This window comes from Neobacillus sp. B24 (assembly GCF_055381825.1).
The window spans coordinates 5,015,805-5,034,941 of sequence record NZ_AP035777.1; the positions used below are offsets into that span (position 1 = coordinate 5,015,805).

At 39.5% G+C, this 19,137-nt stretch carries 15 protein-coding genes; 5 read left to right on the forward strand and 10 right to left on the reverse strand.

What is annotated here, in order from left to right:
* Positions 1-182: 182 nt before the first annotated feature.
* Complete coding sequence (locus tag ACZ43M_RS24710; RefSeq protein ID WP_464505178.1) at positions 183-704, forward strand: thioredoxin domain-containing protein; 522 nt, start codon at positions 183-185, stop codon at positions 702-704.
* Positions 705-878: 174 nt separating this feature from the next.
* Here the strand turns inward: ACZ43M_RS24710 and ACZ43M_RS24715 are convergent, their stop codons facing one another.
* Entirely contained in the window at positions 879-1,679 is an 801-nt protein-coding gene (locus tag ACZ43M_RS24715; protein ID WP_464505179.1) for a prohibitin family protein, read from the reverse strand.
* Between the two features lie 564 nt (positions 1,680-2,243).
* Between ACZ43M_RS24715 and ACZ43M_RS24720 the strand changes: the two genes are divergently transcribed.
* Entirely contained in the window at positions 2,244-3,110 is an 867-nt protein-coding gene (locus tag ACZ43M_RS24720; RefSeq protein WP_464503641.1) for a tyrosine-type recombinase/integrase, read from the forward strand.
* Positions 3,107-4,249, forward strand: a complete 1,143-nt coding sequence (locus tag ACZ43M_RS24725; RefSeq protein ID WP_464503642.1) for an IS91 family transposase — start codon at positions 3,107-3,109, stop codon at positions 4,247-4,249. The genes ACZ43M_RS24720 and ACZ43M_RS24725 overlap by 4 nt, the downstream gene beginning before the upstream one ends.
* A gap of 352 nt (positions 4,250-4,601) precedes the next feature.
* On the opposite strand, the gene ACZ43M_RS24730 is transcribed toward ACZ43M_RS24725, so the two are convergent.
* The 7 genes from ACZ43M_RS24730 to ACZ43M_RS24760 form a co-directional block, all read right to left on the reverse strand.
* A complete protein-coding gene (locus tag ACZ43M_RS24730; protein WP_464505180.1) occupies positions 4,602-6,872 on the reverse strand; it encodes a glycoside hydrolase family 65 protein in 2,271 nt (756 codons plus the stop codon).
* Between the two features lie 27 nt (positions 6,873-6,899).
* Complete coding sequence (gene pgmB, locus ACZ43M_RS24735) at positions 6,900-7,571, reverse strand: beta-phosphoglucomutase (protein ID WP_464505182.1); 672 nt, start codon at positions 7,569-7,571, stop codon at positions 6,900-6,902.
* Positions 7,572-7,643: 72 nt separating this feature from the next.
* Entirely contained in the window at positions 7,644-8,669 is a 1,026-nt protein-coding gene (locus ACZ43M_RS24740) for a LacI family DNA-binding transcriptional regulator (RefSeq protein ID WP_464505183.1), read from the reverse strand.
* Positions 8,670-8,749: 80 nt separating this feature from the next.
* Positions 8,750-9,451, reverse strand: coding sequence for a YesL family protein (locus ACZ43M_RS24745; RefSeq protein ID WP_464505184.1), 702 nt, complete (start codon positions 9,449-9,451; stop codon positions 8,750-8,752).
* Positions 9,452-9,545: 94 nt separating this feature from the next.
* A complete protein-coding gene (locus ACZ43M_RS24750) occupies positions 9,546-10,382 on the reverse strand; it encodes a carbohydrate ABC transporter permease (RefSeq protein WP_464505185.1) in 837 nt (278 codons plus the stop codon).
* Positions 10,382-11,257, reverse strand: a complete 876-nt coding sequence (locus ACZ43M_RS24755; protein ID WP_464505186.1) for a carbohydrate ABC transporter permease — start codon at positions 11,255-11,257, stop codon at positions 10,382-10,384. Before ACZ43M_RS24755 ends, ACZ43M_RS24750 begins: the two co-directional genes overlap by 1 nt.
* 83 nt (positions 11,258-11,340) lie before the next feature.
* On the reverse strand, positions 11,341-12,597 hold the full coding sequence (locus ACZ43M_RS24760) for a sugar ABC transporter substrate-binding protein (RefSeq protein ID WP_464505187.1): 1,257 nt from the start codon (positions 12,595-12,597) through the stop codon (positions 11,341-11,343).
* A gap of 164 nt (positions 12,598-12,761) precedes the next feature.
* Between ACZ43M_RS24760 and ACZ43M_RS24765 the strand changes: the two genes are divergently transcribed.
* Positions 12,762-14,198, forward strand: coding sequence for an IS6 family transposase (locus ACZ43M_RS24765; protein WP_464504863.1), 1,437 nt, complete (start codon positions 12,762-12,764; stop codon positions 14,196-14,198).
* A gap of 319 nt (positions 14,199-14,517) precedes the next feature.
* Here the strand turns inward: ACZ43M_RS24765 and ACZ43M_RS24770 are convergent, their stop codons facing one another.
* Together ACZ43M_RS24770 and ACZ43M_RS24775 are read right to left on the reverse strand one after the other, a co-directional pair.
* On the reverse strand, positions 14,518-16,884 hold the full coding sequence (locus ACZ43M_RS24770; RefSeq protein ID WP_464505188.1) for a glycoside hydrolase family 65 protein: 2,367 nt from the start codon (positions 16,882-16,884) through the stop codon (positions 14,518-14,520).
* A gap of 334 nt (positions 16,885-17,218) precedes the next feature.
* Positions 17,219-17,800 carry a TetR/AcrR family transcriptional regulator gene (locus ACZ43M_RS24775; RefSeq protein WP_464505189.1) on the reverse strand — a complete coding sequence of 194 codons (582 nt, stop codon included), beginning with the start codon at positions 17,798-17,800 and terminating at the stop codon, positions 17,219-17,221.
* 128 nt (positions 17,801-17,928) lie between these two features.
* Between ACZ43M_RS24775 and ACZ43M_RS24780 the strand changes: the two genes are divergently transcribed.
* Positions 17,929-19,074, forward strand: coding sequence for a YhgE/Pip domain-containing protein (locus ACZ43M_RS24780; protein WP_464505190.1), 1,146 nt, complete (start codon positions 17,929-17,931; stop codon positions 19,072-19,074).
* The last annotated feature ends 63 nt before the right edge of the window (positions 19,075-19,137 follow it).

The following is a 19,137-nucleotide window of genomic DNA, read 5'->3' on the forward strand; positions in this document are numbered from 1 at the left end:
TTTAATTATTAAAATTTTTACAACATTAACAAATTATAAATATTAAAAACTAATTAGTCAAACAAGTTTACTCGGATTTAAGTGCTAAAGTACTAGTTCAATAAAGTTGACAATATTAGTAGGAATTATTACACTTTATAAAAGTTAGAAAATTACATTTTTATAGAAAAAGAGGATGAAACATGACAATTCAAGTGGAGAATGCACAGTTAAGCTACGGCAAGGAGTATGCACCCATAAAGGTGGAAGTGTTTTTAAATCTAGCCTGCCCATATTGCGCCTCGTATTTTGCGATGGCGGAGGAGGTACTGCCAGAATACTTGGAAAACGGCCAAGTACAGTATATCGTCAAACATTATGACAAACCACGGGAAATGCTGCTCATCGGTGCCTTAGTCAATACTCATCTCGATTATGAAAATCCAGATCGAGTGAGGGAAATTATGAAGGAATTATTTGCGGAGCAAGCTGTGTGGGATAAGTGGACGAACCACGATATTAAGCATATGCTTGCCGAAAAATATGGACTGAAAGAGGAACCGAACAACATCGATACCAGCCTTAACGTCATCGCTGAAGCGATACGTCGGGGCGTAAAAATGGTGCCAACGGTCTTCATCAACAACAAAGAATACCAATACCCAACAGAAATTTCTGCACAGGAACTCAAGAGCGAAATCGAAGCAGCATTGAAGCAGGCATAATGGGACGTGCGAGACTAAATAAAGGATGCCCTCACTGGAGAGCATCCTTTTCTCATCTTTTTATCTAATAAAACCTGTGTAAAGACCATCCCCGCTCTAAGGGGACAAGTCTTATAATCGACTTTTATACGGACGTCACCACCAGAACCGTCCCCCTGGTCCCCCCTGGTCCGACTAATTCCCTAACCCATTAATATCGATAAATGGAGTGGCACCTCCAGTAACGCTTGGAAGGCGGCCATCCCATTTTTCTAGGGCTTTTTCTTGGACTTCGATTTGTTTTAGTTGGATTAATTCGGGGGTGACTTCTTGTTTCTTCAGCCGTAGTGCTTCGGCTTCGGCTCCGGCTTGTGCCACTTTCTGTTCCGCTTCAATTTTGATTCTTTCGAGATCCCGTTGGGCACGCAAGGCATTTTGCTCGGCTGTTTGTTTCGCTTCAATCGCTTTATTAAATTCTTCGCTAAACGCAAATTCCTTAATATTGATATCCTCAAGCAGCATAAAGTATTTCGTTAATTTATCCGACAGCATATCCTTCACTTTCGCGGATACCTCAGGGCGTTTCGAGATTAATTCCTCTGCCGTATACTGAGCGGTAACCGCCTTCAGTGCTTCGGCAATGGCCGGGTCCACAATGCGGGAGCGGTAATCCAGACCAATTTCCTGATAGAGTTTATTGACCGCTTCCGGATCAACCGAATAGTTGACCGCAACCTTTGTCGTGACCATTTGAAGATCCTTCGAGGCCGCCGACTGGGAGCTTTCCTCCTTTTGGACCCGGACCTCAATCTGTTGAACAGATTGGATAAATGGGATCCTAAAATGTAAACCCTCCGATAAAATGGTCGGTTTAACAGCACCCAACTGCACCAGCACACCCCTGTTTCCCGATTCGACAGTGGTTACAGACGAAAATCCTACAACGACCAAAATCAGCGCAATAAGTCCAATCGTAATCGATCTTGTATATTTCACAGTGTAGCCCCCTTTAAAAACTTCCATCATTAAACAAATATGAGAACGAGGGCTACTTTATACATTCACATGAGGAGGACTGGTAACCCCACTCATTAGGAAGTTTTTGTTGAATAGGTCCAGAAAATTTCGTTAGAGGTGGAGTAGAACTTAGCAGCAATGTTTCTACAACTTGTTTCCTATACCCTCTACTTGCTTTTAGACTTTATCCTTCTCTTCCTAAAACAACCCTAGAACAAAATTAAGCAAGTACTAGCCTAAGCTGCTCTTCAATGATTTTCAATAAAGGCACCACTAGAAGAACGAAATCGCTACGCGATGGCTTTTTAAAACCCCACTCGCACCTAAAAAAGTATAAAAAAAATGAAAAAGTATGTTCTCTGTGGTATTGTTTTATCGCCAAACAAAACAACCAAGGAAGGACATACTTTTTCACTTGAAGATTATATCACGCACTTTCCAAAAAATAAATCTACATATTTTCCCTTTTCCAAACAGGGCTCCTCCTGCCTTCTGATTATTGATCTATTACTTAGCTATTAATCAACATCAGGAGGAAACATCATGAATCAATATGAACAAAAAGTGGAGTTATACTTTGAGCTTAAGGGCACCCCGGATTCCTCAAAAGAATCGTACTGGCGCAGAATGAACGCTTTTCTGAGTTATATGCAGGAACACACTAGACCCATAGAAGAAATGACCTTGGAGGATGTCCAACAATACATCCTTTACCTCAAAAAAGACAAGGGTCTATCCCCAGGAACCATTAATAATTACATTTCTGCGATTAAGTTCTTCTATACCTATGTTTTAGAAAAGGAATGGAATTCTATTAAGGTTCCGAGGATGAAAAGAGCCCAAAGTTTCCCTGTCATCCCACCTAAAGAAGAAGTTCTTTTACTATTAAATTCAACCAATAACTTGAAGCATAAAGCCATTCTTGCATTAATTTACGGCAGTGGACTTCGAGTTAGCGAAGTAGCTAAATTAAAAATTTGCGATATTGATAGTAAGAGTATGCGAGTTCGCGTCCAAAACGCTAAACACAATACCAATCGATATACCATTCTATCCGAGACAGCACTGATAGTGCTGAGGGAATATTTTAAACATTACTTTTCCAAAGATTATACACGGAATGATTGGTTATTTCCAGGTCGAGATAAGTCGGACCCTATTCATGTCAAAACGATAAAAAATACCTTAATTAAGTTAAAAGACAAGCTTCAACTTGATCCGAATATTTCTGCTCATACACTTAGACATTGTTTTTCCACGCATCTTTTAGAAGATGGGGTGGAACCAGTGTTCATCCAACAGATGCTTGGGCATAAGAGTTTGAAAACTACTTTAACGTACCTGCATATGACCTCCAAGAGTGTCATGGGAATCAAGAGCCCCTTAGATACCGGAGGGGATAAGGCATGAGTACAATCCAAGAAATTTTTCGGAAATTCTATCCCATGTATGTAGAAAAGTACAGACCATCAAAAGGGCAAGCCAAGGCAGCTAGGGCAATCATGAACTGCAGAACGGCCACCCTCGGTGGCCATGCCTATGGATGTCATAATTGTGGTCATACTCAAGTAAGTTATAATTCTTGCCGGAATCGGCACTGCCCGTCGTGCCAAGGGGTGACAAAAGAGGTCTGGATTGATAAAAGGAAAAAGGATATCCTTAACGCCCCATATTTTCATGTGGTTTTTACCATGCCGGAACAGCTGCACATGTTAATTTATCATAATCAGAAACTACTTTATGATTTAATGTATAAAGCCGTCTCGGAGACCTTATCGGAACTAGCCCAAGACCCTAAATATTTGGGAGCCCAAATCGGTTTTTTTTCTGTCTTGCATACTTGGGGTCAAAATTTGCATTATCATCCTCACATTCATACCGTGGTATTGGCTGGAGGATTAAACAAACTAAATCGCTGGTGTAACTCCAGTCATAAGTTTTTCATCCCTGTAAAAGTGTTATCTAAGAAATTCCGTGGGAAGTATCTATACTTTTTAAAGCAATATTATGAACAGAACCGACTCCAGTTTTATAACGAGGCAAAGAGTTACGAAGATCCAAAACAATTTCAGCGGTTAATAGACAAATGTTATTCAATAAACTGGTATAGCTATACGAAAAGAACCTTCTCAGGTCCATTGGCAGTGGTGCAATATCTTGGCCGTTATACTCATCGAATCGCGATCTCCAATCAACGAATTATTTCAATTGGTAAAGATACTGTCACCTTTCGGGCAAAAAATTATCGGGACAATAGTCGGAAAAACACTATTACGATGAGAGGTGTGGAATTTATTCGCCGATTTCTCATGCATATTCTCCCGAAGGGATTAGTGAAAATCAGGCATTACGGAATACTGGCCAACCGGAATAAGAAAACCAAACTAAGAATCTGCAGGATTTTAACCCAAAGCCGAGTCTACAAACCAGCTTTTGAAGGACTTAGTACCATTGAAATAGTTTCTAAACTTATTGGGAAAGACATCACTTTATGTCCTTCCTGTAAAAAAGCACACCTGGTGGCTGCCGTATCAGACGGGCTGCCTTAAGCAGAAAAAACTGAATACCATTTTAAAAAGCCTCTTCAGTGGGGAGGGGGAAAGTTTACCCAAAAACAATGAAAATCAAAGAGGAACGCTGGTAGCAGATTCAAAATAGAAGAAAAAACAAAAATTAATAGGGTAAGAAAAAGATTGAATCCCCATAGAGAAGGGGGCCGCGACTTCATTCTTCTCGGGCAATCAAAAATTTTGCGCAAATGGACGCGTTTCATTAGAAAGCACTAAGGCACAGCTAGTTCAGTTCACTAGCTGTGCCTTTTTACGCGCAAAACTTCCGATTGTCCCCTATAAGAACCGTCCCCCTGGTCCCACCCATGGTTCCCCCCTGATTCCCTGGTCCTTATACCCTAACCTCTTTCCCTTTCACGAGGGAGATGATTTCGCCCTGATGGGTGATTGTCATTTCTTCCCCTTCTAAGATCAGATAGGTAACAGCATCCTTTTCGATGTGGATTTGAAGGAATCTGTTTTGGTATTGGAGTTGGAACTGGAGTGAGGTCCAGTCTTCTGGAAGAGATGGAGACAGGGACAAGCCGCTTTCCTTTATTCTCAAACCGGCAAATCCGAATACGATGGCTAACCACGTTCCGCCCATATTGGCTAGGTGGAGGCCATCTTTCGTATTTCCATGCGTATTATCTAAATCCAAGCGGGAAGTTTCATTAAAATAACGATAAGCCTTCTCTTTATAGCCTAACTTCGAGCCCATAATACTGAAGACACAATAAGATAAAGAAGAATCATGAGTCGTTACCTGTTCGTAGTAATCATACGAATTTTTAATGGTGTCAAAGTCCTGGTCATCCTCTAGCAGAAAATGAGCGAGTACGGTGTCGGCTTGCTTACAAACCTGATAACGATACAAGGTTAATGGATGATAGTTTAGCAATAGCGGGAATTTCACTTTTGGCGTATTTTCAAGATCCCAGCGCGCCTTTGATAAAAAGCTGTCATCTTGTGCAGAAATTTTATATTCCTCATCATAGGGAAGATACATATTTTCCCCAGCGGCTTGCCATTCATCCACTTCCGCTTCGGTTACACCTAGTCTTTCCGCCAACTCTGTTAACACGTCATGATTCGTATCTTTTAGTAAAGAATACACCTTAGCAGCCCAAAGCAGATTATGTTTGGCCATCGCATTGGTGTAATAGTTATTGTTTACAATGCAAGTATATTCGTCTGGACCCGTGACGTTATCAATTCTAAATTGGCCATTTAGCATATGGCCCGTATCTGCCCAGAGGCGAGCTGTTTCGAATAGCACTTCGGCCATATAATCCTTTAAGAATTCTTCATCCTTTGTAACTAAGTAATATTGAATGTAACTATAGGCAATATCAGCACTTATATGATATTGCGCTGTGCCCGCCGGGAAGAACGCTGAACATTCCTGCCCTGTGATCGTCCGCCAAGGGAAGAGAGCCCCCTTACTGTGTCCCATCTCTTTCGCACGAGCACGGGCGCTGTCTAAAATAGAGTAACGATGCAGCAATAGATTTTTAGCAATTTCCGGTTGAGTCATTAAAAATACGGGAAGCATATAAATTTCTGTATCCCAGAAATAATGGCCCTCATATCCTTCTCCTGATAAGCCCTTCGCAGCAATGTTACTCACTTGTTCTTTACCCGCCGATTGCAACAGCTGGAATAGACTGAAGCGGATGGATTGTTGAAGCTCCTCATTCCCGCCGATTTTTACATCAGATTTTTTCCAGAATTGATCCAGGTAACCTTTCTGTTCCACTAAAAGATCACCAAAAGACTTCTCTTTCGTGTGCTGATAGACTTCCACTGCCTTTTCAGCTACATCATCCCCATGTCGGAGCGTGTCCGTGTAAATGTTGAACTTGGTAAATTGGATCGTATGATTCCCTTCAAACAGATAAACCTCAGCTGTACTGCTATCTAATCCATTCCTCTCCCATTGAACATTCTCCGCTTCCACTTTGGAGAAACTTAAACAGGCAACCTCTAAATTTGTAGCAAATGTTTGATCTTTCACAATGCTATAGGCTTCTTCTTGACGAACACCGGTCACATGGAGCCGTTTTGCGTGGCCGGAAGCAACACGAGGATCGTTTTTATCAACAAAATTAGATACATCTCCATTTACAGTTGAAACTATTCTTACCTGCTGAATAGGGCTAATCGGCTCAATCTTTATATTAATCGCGAATAATTCTTTCGTTGAAAAGGATACTAGTCTTTTAAAATAAAGATTTACCTCTTTTCCTTTTGGGGATTTCCAGTGAACAATTCGTTCAGAAAATCCTGCATCCATGTGCAAATTGCGTTGGAACTGAATGATTTCGCCTTCAAATAATGAAAAACGTTCATCGTCAAGATAGATTTCTACCGTTTGTCCATCTATCACATTGACAATCTTTTGTTGCTTCTCAGGAAAGGCGAATAGCTTTTCCCCGTAACTGACCTCAACCTCATCGTGGAATGCATTAATGTATGTACCACGAATCGATTTAAAACCCTCCTTGTACCCTTCTTCAAAATTCCCTCGGACTCCAAGGTAGCCATTACCTAAAGATAAAAGGCTCTCATTTATTAAGAGATTTTCCTCATCAATCTCGGACTTTGTTAATTTCCATGTCATAATCTCGGCCTCGCTCACTATAGTAAATTATTTAAAGTTATACTGTTTTAAAATTTCTTCAAGGTCTAATAGAGTAGTATCGCTTACTAAATAATCAGCAGCCGCCAAGTGTTCCTTGTCTCCAATTCCAACGGAAAACATGCCTGCCCGATTAATCGCTTGAATGCCAGCAGCTGCATCCTCTAGCCCAACACATTCACCATAAGGAATGTTTAGATAATCCGCAGCGGTTGTAAATGTTTCCGGGTCAGGCTTTCCTTTTGTTACTTTTGCTGCATCCACAATATAATCGATGTAACGGGTAAGGCCCAGCTTTTCCAATACCATAGGGGCATTCTTGCTGGCGGAACCAATAGCAATTTTAATATGATTCTCTTGCAGTTTTTGAAAGAGTTCTTCAATACCAGGTAAAACGTCTTCAGGTGTAATGGTTTGAATCAAGTCTATATAATGCTCATTCTTTTGATACGCAAGTTTCTCTTTTTCTACCAAAGGCATCCCCGTTAAAGATGGGTGTAATGCCAGGATTCTATCCAGGGAATCCATCCGGCTAATCCCTTTAAGCTGCTCATTAAACTCTCTATCAATGGTTACACCAAGTTCATCTCCAAGCTTTTTCCAAGCCAAATAGTGAAATTCTGCCGTATCTGTGATAACCCCGTCCAAATCAAATATGAAAGCTTTCGGATTCTGTTTCATTGTCGTTTCCTTTCATTTAAGCGATATTTCTTTATATAAAAGGGCCTTTTCATTCGGCCCATCCATTCAAACTTAAACTAGCTCTCGTGCTTCCCCAACCGTTCCGCGTTCAACTAGCTGATAGGGAACAAATACATGTCTTGTATCCAACTTATTTTCCATCAAGTTCTGTAATAGGAGAGCTGATTGTCTTCCAATTTCCACAAAATCCTGATGAACGGTAGTAAGTTTTGGTTCCGAATAGCCGCTGAAAACCAGATTATCAAATCCAGTAATGGACACATCCTCAGGAATTCGTAAACCTGCTTCTTTTACTGCCTTCATCACACCATATGCCATCAGGTCACTAAAGCAGAGAAACGCCGTCGGGCATTTTTCCTGCAAATAAATTTTAGCTAATTCATAGGCTTTAACCTCAGAAAAATCAGCATGAAGAATATCTTCCTCATGGATCTTCAGGCCATATTGATCATAAGCCGCCTTGACACCTTTTATCCGGTCCATGTTTACATATGTCTCTTTTGTTCCCGCCATGATGACAATGTTACGATGATGGCGTTCCAATAAATAACAAGCTACCTCTTGACTTGCTTTTGCATTATTAATCGAAACACTGCCAATTAATTTATTATGATCCTCTGTTAAAATGTCGACATAGACGACAGGAATATTTGTATTGATTAATTCGTTAAAATACGGATCATCCGTTCGAATTCCTTGTAATATAGCGCCGCCAATGTTTCGTTCACTGCAAAATTGAGCATAGCTTTTTTGCCTTTGTTTTTGTGAATCGATTAAATACATCGATAATTCATACTCATTTTCTTCAACTGCCTTATAAACACCCTTGAAAATATCGTATGCATTGGTGTCCTTTTCATTTTGATTAAAAACTCCGGACGAGATTAATCCAATGGTTCTTTGTTTCTTTGAGGATAGATTTTTTGCAACCAAATTAGGTGAGTAATCTAGTTCCTTAGCTATCTCAAAAATTCGTTGTCGAGTCTTTTCATTAACATCCGGGTAATTATTGAATGCTTTTGAAACGACAGCAATCGAAACACCTGCTGCTTTGGCAACATCTTTTATTGTAGCCATGGTACAATGACCTCCTATTCACCAATCATAAATTCAGTATGAATGCCCGCTAGTCTTTAAGAATTCCTGTCATATCAACATCACTTCCCATTTTGTACGGATGTTTTCTTTTCTACTTTCAACGTAAATTTATAGAACATATAGAAAGAGAAAAACACACTAATGGAGCCTGAGAAAAATGGCAACAAAAACCAAAGCTTCGTACTTAAATAGAGGATGGTAATGTTTATTATCAGAATGATAAAGAACAGTAACGGCATTCCGAATGTAAGAAAGAACGAATTCTTAAACAAATCCCTTACGCGCATCCGATAATGAGCCGTTAAGGAGAAGTAGTTCATGTTCATAACGAACAGAATAAGTCCCATAATAATGAAGATGATCGTTAAAAGGTCATTTTCTTTACTAAAAAAGGACAGGTCCATGATCCAGATAACCCAGATGATTCCCCAGCCAACACCTGCTGCTAGTGCTCTCTTGTAGCTATCTTTAAAATAGGAAAAATAAGTCTTGATAAGGGACTTTTGTTCTTTTTCCAATAACCAATCGCGAGCTACTTCAAACATAGCTACAGTACTAGGAAAAAAAAGGATCGGGAATAAAAGGAAAGCAGGCATCATTTGGATAATCATGGCACCCCTTGAATCATGAAAAAGAGAACTTAAAACGATAATTCCGATTGGGAGATTTATTATAAACCATAGGATATTGACTATGGTAAAGCGCATGAACCATTCGGCCAGCCAATGAATTCTCCCCATTAATCCTGAAAAATCCCGCATGTTACAACCTCCTTCGCAGGTACTACCCTTTCACCTTGAAAATCTAGTGAGAAAGCGGGATTTTCGGAGCAAGTGCAGAATAATCGTCCAAGAACTATTTAACTGCACCGTCCCCAATCCCTTTAATGATGTGCTTTTGAGCCAGTATATAAAAGATAACAATTGGAATCATCGTTAGTAGTAAACCAGCCATTGCCAAATTCCACTGAATCGTAAATTCGCCAAAGAAATAGAAGGTTGATAGAGGGATCGTTCTTAGGTCCTTATCCGTCAGTGTTAATGAAGGTAATAGATAGTCATTCCAAATGCTAATGGTGTTAATGATTAAGACGGTAACCGTTATTGGTTTTAAAATAGGGAAAATAATTCTCCAAAAGACACCGAACTTAGATGCCCCGTCTATCGTAGCTGCTTCTTCTAGCGAAACTGGAACAGATTTAATGAAACCGTGATATAAGAAAACAGAAATACTTGAGTTGAATCCAACGTTCATAAAGATTAGCCCTTCTCGGGTATTTAACATTGGGATGCCAAGTGTATCCATAATGTTCCCCATTAACTGCATCAAAGGCATCATGATCGTTTGAAACGGAATTAACATCGTGGCAATAAAGGTCATAAAAATAACATTACTTAGCTTATTGTTCGTTCTCGCTAACATCCAGGCCGTCATGGAAGATAAAATAACAACAAGGATGATGGAAATAATCGTTATATATAAAGAGTTACCAAGTGCATTCAGGAAGTTCATTTTTTCCATCGCATCAAGGTAGTATTGAAATCCAAAATTCTTAGGCCAGGCAAGAACATTTTCATATAGTTCCTGACGGTCTTTGAATGAGTTCACAAAAATAATGTAGATCGGAGATAAGAAGAAAAGGGCAACTAATAGAAGTAATACTTCTCTGAGAATTTTACTAGCTGACTTCATCACATTTCCACCTCTCTCTTCTTCGTTAAGTACACTTGTGTTAACGAAATGACGGCGACAATTAAGAAAAAGATAATCGCTTTAGCCTGACCCAATCCATAATTCCCATAACCAAAAATCTCATTGTAAATATTCATCGCAAACATTTCTGTGGAATTGGCAGGGCCTCCACCAGTTAAAGATAGGTTGGTATCGTAAATTTTAAATGCAGAAGAAAGGGTTAAAAACAGGCTGATGGTAAAGGATGGCATTAAGAGAGGGAAAATAATTTGTCTTAATCTTTGCCAATTATTTGCTCCATCAATCTTAGATGCTTCCACTAGTTCACCGGGAATCGCTTGAATCCCTGCGATGTAAATAATCATGATATAACCAGCCATTTGCCAAGTAAATACTACCACTAAAGCATACAAGGAATATTTAGGATCTAATAGCCAATTTAAAAAGATGCTGTCCAATCCCGTTTTCTCACCAATCAGGGTAAAAACATCGGAGAAAACAAATTGCCAAATATAACCTAACAATAGACCGCCGATTAAATAAGGCATAAATACCATCGTACGTGCTGTATTAGCTGTTCTAAGTTGGGATGTGACTAAGAGGGCAAATCCCAATCCCACAATATTAACAGAAATAACTGCCAAGACGGTAAATTTAATTGTAATCCACGCGGATTGGAGAAAGCGTGCATCATCAAATAATTTGGCATAATTCTCGAATCCAACAAAAACCATTGGGTTCGCTGCAATCCCATCCCAGTCAAAAAAGGAATAATAAATTCCGATTAGAAATGGAATGATTACGACAACGGAAAAGATGATGACAAGCGGTGCTGTAAATAAGGCATACCAACCCCGATTCTTCCTTTTTGTCATCTTAACCACCTCTTTCTATTAATTATCGTGAAAATGAATGACTGGACACGCCAAGATTTAGGCGTGTCCATCCTTTTTTATTTTTATTTCACTGCATTTTTCCAAGCAGCATCAAGTTTTTCGATCAATTGTTTACCAGTCATGTTTTTATTTAAGAAGAATTCCTGTGCAACTGGTGCGAAATCATTTGGAATGACGTTTGCTGGGTAATAGTTTTGCGCCCAAGGAATGGTATTACCGCTGTTTGATGCTTCAAATACAGCTTGTGATAATGGATCAAGTTCGCCTGGATCAATATTAGTCATAGCAGGAACGAATCCAAACTCTTCAACAATGTACTTTTTACCAGTATCACTGTTTAACATCCAATTGATGAAGTCGTTTGCAGCCTTAATTTCTGCTTTATCTTTTGTTCCGTTGATTGCCCAGTTATTACCTACACCAACTGATAATTTGTCATTTCCGTTAAGCGGGAATGGAAGCATGCCAATTTCAAAACCTAAATCATAATCTTTAAGCATTCCATAAGCCCAGTTACCTTGGTGAATCATCGCTGTTTTTCCAGAAGCAAAATCACCAATTTCTTCATCATACGTTACATCAAGCGGGTTTGCTGAATTGGCTTTAATCGCGTCAAAGAATTTCCCAAACTCTTGGAATTCTTTTGTTTCAGCCATTGTTACCTTGCCTTCGCTTAATTGGTCAATGAATTTAAAATGATCTTTCTGTACAGAGAAAGGATAGTTGCTGATATGTCCGATTAAGAAGTAAGCTTCTTGAGAAAGGCCAAATGGATTAACGCCATCTGCTTTTAATCTTTCTAAAGTACTTTTAAAAGACTGATAATCCTTTAAGTCTTCTGGTTTCACTAAATCTTTGTTATAGACCAAACCAAAACCTTCAACGCCATATGGAACACCTAAAATTTTGTCATCGTATTTTAGTTCCATATTTGGAGCAATATTTTTTACATACTCTTCATTACTCATGTCATACGTGTATGACTTTAATTTTTCTGCTTCTTTCACGTGTTGCAGGCTGAAGATCGATGGGCCTTGTTTACTGTTCAATTTGATTTGTAATTGTTGGAAATAGTCATCTCCTGTAGTTCCCCATACTTCTACTTCAACGCCAGTTTCTTTCGTGTATTCTTTAGCAAGTTTCTCTAACTGATCAGAAATCTCTACTTTACTTTGGAAAATCGTGATTTTTTTGCCTGAAGATTCTTTGGATCCTTCTTTAGTTGAAGCTTTTTCCTTGCCTGCGCCACCGCATGCTGTCAAAGCAAGCATGAGAATGACCAGAAACATGCTGGCTAATGCTCTTTTCGTGAATTTCATTTAATGCCCCTCCTATTGTTTTTCGTATTGTAAAAACTTTTATAAGAAATAGGCTATAGAATCCTATTATAGAGGGCTTTATAAGCAAAAAAATTGCCACCCCCTTAAATCTAAGGATAATTGAGGTTACCACACTCTCAACAACCTAGATAGGAAGTGACAATTTGTACCCTCAAATTATAACCTATTTATTAACTTTTATTAAGTACCAAGAACAAATAATTCGAACATTACTTACCCTTCTTATTGGGAAGGGGATGTTTGAAAAGCCTGAGGAAAAACCTGTAAATAAACCTTATCGTAAACTCCAGGTGGATGATCTTCCGATCATCGAAACCATTCAGAAACTTGATTACCGAAGCCTCCTAACCGAATACCTGGAGAAGAACGGTAAACAACTAAAACCTGTTCAAAGGCGTTCGAATACAAAGGCATGTGTGCCCAAGTCAATGAAATGTCCGCAGTGTGGTGCTCCAGCGGATTATCTTTATGCCAATAATGGAGGCAAAGGACAGTTTCAATGTAAGGTGTGTGCCTGTCTTTTCAATGATAAAAATCGATATTCGAAGGAGGCTATTTTGAAGTGTCCTCATTGTTCTAGGACCCTTGAGAAAGTCAAAGAGCGAAAAGACTTTGACGTGTACAAGTGTAAAAATAATGACTGTTCCTACTACCAGCAGAAACTGAATGGCATGTCTGCGAAAGAGAAGAAACAGTTTAAAAAGGATCCACAAGCCTTTAAATTAAGATATATCTTCCGGCAGTTCCACATTGATTTTCAGCCATTGTCAAAGGCTTCTCCTAAGAAACCAAAGGTTGACTTGGCCAGGCTTTATGTGTCGCCACATACATTGGGGCTTATTTTAACCTATCACGTTAACTATGGCCTTTCGGCCCGGAAGACAGCTGCACTCATGAAAGATATCCATGGTGTTTCTATATCGCATCAAAGCATTTTAAATTACGAGAACGCAGTTGCATTAATCCTTAAACCTTACGTAGACCACTATCCCTACGAGCTTTCTGATCAGTTCTGTGGGGACGAAACCTATATTAGGGTTCAAGGTCGTTGGCATTACTTGTTCTTCTTCTTTGATGCGGTAAAAAAGATCATTCTGTCTTATCCAGTGTCAGCAAATCGAGATACAGCGACAGCAATCCGTGCCATTGATGATGTCCTAATGAAATTTAAAGAGATTCCGGAAGATCTTACATTTGTGGTGGACGGCAATCCGATATATCTCTTAGCCCAACACTTTTACGCCCAGCATGATATTCACTTTGACATTACTCAGGTCATTGGGCTTACCAATGAAGATCCTGTATCAAAGGAGTATAGGCCTCTCAAACAAGTGATTGAAAGACTCAATCGCACATTTAAGGGCAATTATCGCTCAACACACGGGTTTGGGTCCGAACATGGGTCTGTTTCGTTTGTGACGCTTTTTGTGGCTTACTTTAACTTTTTACGGTCTCACTCAGCGTTAGAAGGTAATGTGCCAGTGGTTAATCCAGAGCTCTTACTGCGACCGAATATGCCTGCACGCTGGACTAAATTAATAGGTTTAGCTCAAGATTGGATCATTGAACAAACAGTCTAACTTTTTGTTTAGCAGAGCCCTTGAACCCACTAGCAACCGGCGAAGCGAACTCTTGACAAACCGAACTTGCCAATGGTTTAAAATGGAAATACCAAGGGCTATTTGGCATGCCTTCTTTTTGTCCCCGTCGCCCTTGATAAAGGAATCTCAAACCATTGGCGTGTTTGTCAAGAGCGGTTGCGGGGCCGACGCACCCAATATGTGGAAAGGAGCCTAACCCCTTAAGGAGTTTTCATAGAACTTTTGACACTACCTTGTTTTTTTATATAGGAATAAAATGAAAGATTTCATTTTATAACTACCAGACCTACAGTGTTGGTCAATTTGCTTGACCAATAGGGATTTCGATAGAATGATTGCAAGAATACAACTGCCCATTCATTTCGAATTGTATTTCTTCTTTGTTTTCCGCTATGACAGATAGGATCTGATCAGTAATAGCTAGTGTTATAGGCTGTCCTTTCCAACTGATCGTAAATTTCATCCGATGCCATTTCTCCGGCAGCCTTGGGTTAATGCTAAGTTTTCCATCAGCAAGCCTTACTCCAGCAAATCCAAACACAACGGATTTCCAAATCCCGCCGATGGATGCCGCATGGACCCCATCATCAGACGTATTCATCATTGGGCCTAAGTCAATTTCACTTAAGTTTTGGAACAATGAATAGGCCAGATCGTATTCACCAATATCATTAGCCAAAATGGCGTGGGTAGCTAAACTCAGGCTGGAATCATGCAGTGTTCTAGGTTCATAGTAGTGAAAATTAGCCCGTTTCACTGCTTCTTTGAAGCGGTTATGTTCAAATGTTTGTTCCAGCAAATAAAGTAAGATTAAAATGTCTGCCTGTTTTGACACTTGGATTTCATTTATTTGGTCCGCATTATAATCTCGATAGATACTTCTAATCTTTGTCTGCTTTTTGTATTTTTCTAAATCAATTTCCTTCAGCCCAAGATACGTTTTGTCTTGCGGTATGACTAAATCTTCACTTCGCGGATTTGGGAGAATCAGTTTTTCAAGCTTTGCCTGCCAGAGTTGATAAGATTCGTGAACGCCCAATTTTTCCTCTAGCTCACCTACTAGCTTTGGATTTTCTTTCGTTAATTCTTCGTAGTATTTCATCGCCAGCTTCATCGTAAAGTAAGCCATATAATTGGTAAATGCATTATCATCCACATGTTCCTTATATTCATCAGGACCAATAACTCTATTAATATGATAGTGTCCAGTCTCTTCGTTCCACTCCATCCGGGTTGCCCAGAATCTGGCTGTATCTAGGATCATTTCATACCCGTATCGATCCATAAATTCTTGGTCACCCGTTACGTTATAGTACTGATAAACCGCAAAGGCGATATCAGATGTAATATGCTGCTCAATAAACCCAGACCAGATTTTCATTTGTTCTCCCGTAACAACATCAACGTCGCCCCAGATTGGCGTAACCTCGCCATCAGTAGGCCAAGCAGCTTCCCAAGGATACATAGCACCTTCATAGCCATTGTCTTTTGCTTTTTGACGTGCGCCTGCTAAGCCATGATATCGATAGGTTAAGAGTGATCTTGCTACTTCCGGATTAGAATAAATGAAGAATGGAAGAATAAAAATTTCTGTATCCCAGAATGAGTGTCCTTTATAGCCCTCTCCACTTAACGCTTTTGCACCAATTCCCATCCGGTCGTCGTGTGCAGGTGTCATAATCGTTAAGTGGTAAAGAGAAAAGCGCAACGTGAGCAAATCAAATGGATTGTCACTATCAATCTCGAAATTATAGGTGTTCCAAACGGTATTCTTCCAAACTTCTCTATGAGTCTGAAAAAGGTTATCATAGCCGTTGTTAAAATGGTTCTGCAAATCTAGTAATGAAATGTCTCGGAGGCGTTGAAGACTATATTCCTCCTTACTCCATTCTTTATCACGGCTAGTATGAACCGTTGTTAATTTTTCCATTGTCAACGTATCGTTGGGCTGAAGTTCGAATTGATGGGTCAGCCATACTTTGCGGCGGCCCATGTTCATTTCAGGAGTTGCGGCCGATTCCTCACCGTTAATCGTAATCTTGTGAATGGTGTTGATAACGATGTCAATGTTTGATTCATTGGTTGTTTGGATCAGTTGAATATATTTCTTATCAAAAATCCTTCTCTCACCTTCAAGGAAATGCTGTGAACCGGAATTCGACATTTGCGCATTAATTCCTGAGTCAAAGGAGATTTCAACAGGATGTGTCAAGCTTTGAATTTCCATTTTCATTCCGACTAAATGCAAATTATCTAACGAGACAAATCGTTTAAAATGGAACCGCAATTCTTTTCCGTGAGGAGAGGTCCAGTGAAAAGATCTTGTTAATTCGGCCGTTTTTAGATTTAATTGCTTGACGTAATCCTTGGTTTTCCCAAATTCTAAACTGAATCTTTCTCCATCAATCCGGATATCTATTCTTGTAAAGTCTGCCAAGTTCGGCAACTCTGTTACTTCATTACTCTCAGCTTTATTAAAAGTCCCGTTTACAAACAGATTTCTAGTTTCTTTTATGTATGGTTCTTCCGCAGCTGACCGTAATCCCATGTACCCATTTCCCAGGGTCATGATTGCTTCGCTTTTACCTAGAAAATCAGGAGAAAAGTCTACATCTGCTACTATCCAATTCTTGTATTCTCCAGTTCCTAGTGAATAATCCATCATAAAAATATTCCTCTTTCCGAAAACGTTTTAGGTCGTTGCAAAAAAAAAATGCATTTACTTCACGAAAAATTATTTTAAGAGAGTGTACGAAAACGTTTTAGCTTTGGTGTAAAAAATATAATTTCTTCATGAAGTATTATTTAAATAAAACACCCGAAAACGTTTTAGATTTTTAAAGCGTTTACATATCCAATTTAATCCTCACAGACGAAAATGTCAATCATTTAAGTTTAAGAAATTCTGTGACAAAAAGAACCACGGAACCAGGGGGACGGTTCTACTGGCGCCGGAGACCGTCTCCATCGGAGCCACTAGAACCGTCCCCATGGCCCCCTTACTTTTGAATAAAGGAAATAATATCAATATATAAGGCGGTCATTTCTTGAGGCGTTTTATCTAAACCATTCTGAACCCATTGTTCGATTAATCCTAAGAAAGCAGATGTGATGAAGGCTAAGAAGTAGTCGATCGGGACCTTTAAATGGGCAAGGAAGTTTTCATTTTTCTCTAGATTGGAACGCACTTTGGCTGAAAAGGCATCCCGAAATCGAAGGTGAAACCCCGCTCTGCCATGATCGCTCAAAAATATCTTTAATATCGGTGTATGGTATTCAATAACGCTGAATAGCGTAGCGGCTAAATGCTCTTGTTCTTTTTCAAATGTCTGAATAGAAGAATAGCGAGATTGCAATTCATCGATATGATTACCTATCTCCGCAAACAATTGCTGCTCTATTTGATCCAGTAAATCGAATTTATCAATAAAGTGAAAATAAAATGTTCCGCGATTGATTTTCGCTAACTTGGTAATATCCCCTATCGTAATCGATTCAAACGGCTTACTCTCCAAAATTTGCAAGAATGAGTTTTGAATCAACTGCTTTGTTCTTCGATTTTTCTCTGTATAAATGCTCATAGCCATCACCTTCTTCTGAAAATCCAACAATCTCTTCATTTTTGTTCATTGCTTTAGGTACACCCCGATTATAAGATATTCACATACCATTCAACAACATGTTGGAAATTCAGAAAGGGTGAAAACATTTGAGATTGTTCAAAGAAAAATTAGCATGGGCTGCTCCCATTGCTGTTATATTAATCATTGCGCTGTTCTCGGTAAACTTATTCGCTCAAGGTGATCCAAAAGTAAAAAATCTACCTGTGGCACTCATTGTCAATGATGAGGGAAATCATGTAGATGCGGTCCAATCAGCCGTTACCCAAATGAGTAAAGGCATCGATGGGGAAACACCAATGTTAGCTTTTACAAATGAAAAAGAAGCAAACATTGAAGAGTTATTTAAAGACAAAAAGTATTACGCCGCATTAGTGATTCCTGAAGGTTATAATGATTCCTTGCAAAACGCAGTGGCGACCAACTCGCCAGCAACCTTAAAGATTTATATTAATCAAGGCTATAACATGACAGGCGCAAACTATGCCAAAACGGCTTTAAACTCATTAATCACGCAATTGAACAAACAATATTCTGCCAACTTTATCGCCCAAATGCAGGATCAACAAATTAATTCCACTCAAGCATCCATACTGGTAAACCCGATTGTGGCTGAGGAGAAAGTATTCAATGCGATCACCGCTTCTACAGCAAATGGCAGCGCCCCGACCTTAATGGCAGTCCCTGCTTGGGTAGGTGCATTAATTGGCGGTTTCATTTTATTCTTATCAACATCCAACATCTTAAAAAAGGAATTGTTAACACGCAAACAAACATTACGCCTATTCGGCAGCCAAGCTTTATTTGGGATTATCATCGCCCTCTTCTCAGGCTTTACCGTTGCTACATTAGGCTCCATCGCTGGCATCAATATGCGTAACTATTTCTTAGTTGGTTCGTTTGTATCGTTTGCAGCCTTCTGTTTCTTCTTATTAGTATCAGCTGTTACGGCATGGATTGGCAAACCTGCTATTACCTTATTCATGGTCGTGATGCTGTTAGGTATGGGAGTTCTCATGATGCCAAAAGAAATGCTTCCAGATTTCTTTGTAACCTTCATTCGCCCTTGGGTTCCGATCCGCTTTGCTGCTGACGGGTTACGTGAAATTTTCTACTTCGGCAGCGGCTTCTACACTGGCCAATCCTTTAACACAATCCTAGGAATTGGGATTGCCGGGTTAGTCATTTACGTTCTATCTATTTTTAAACCATTACGTGTAAAAACTGCAAAATAAGTGTGCGGGCTACAAAACTAAACCGTGAAAACGCCGACCCTGTGTGGTTGGCCTTTCACACTG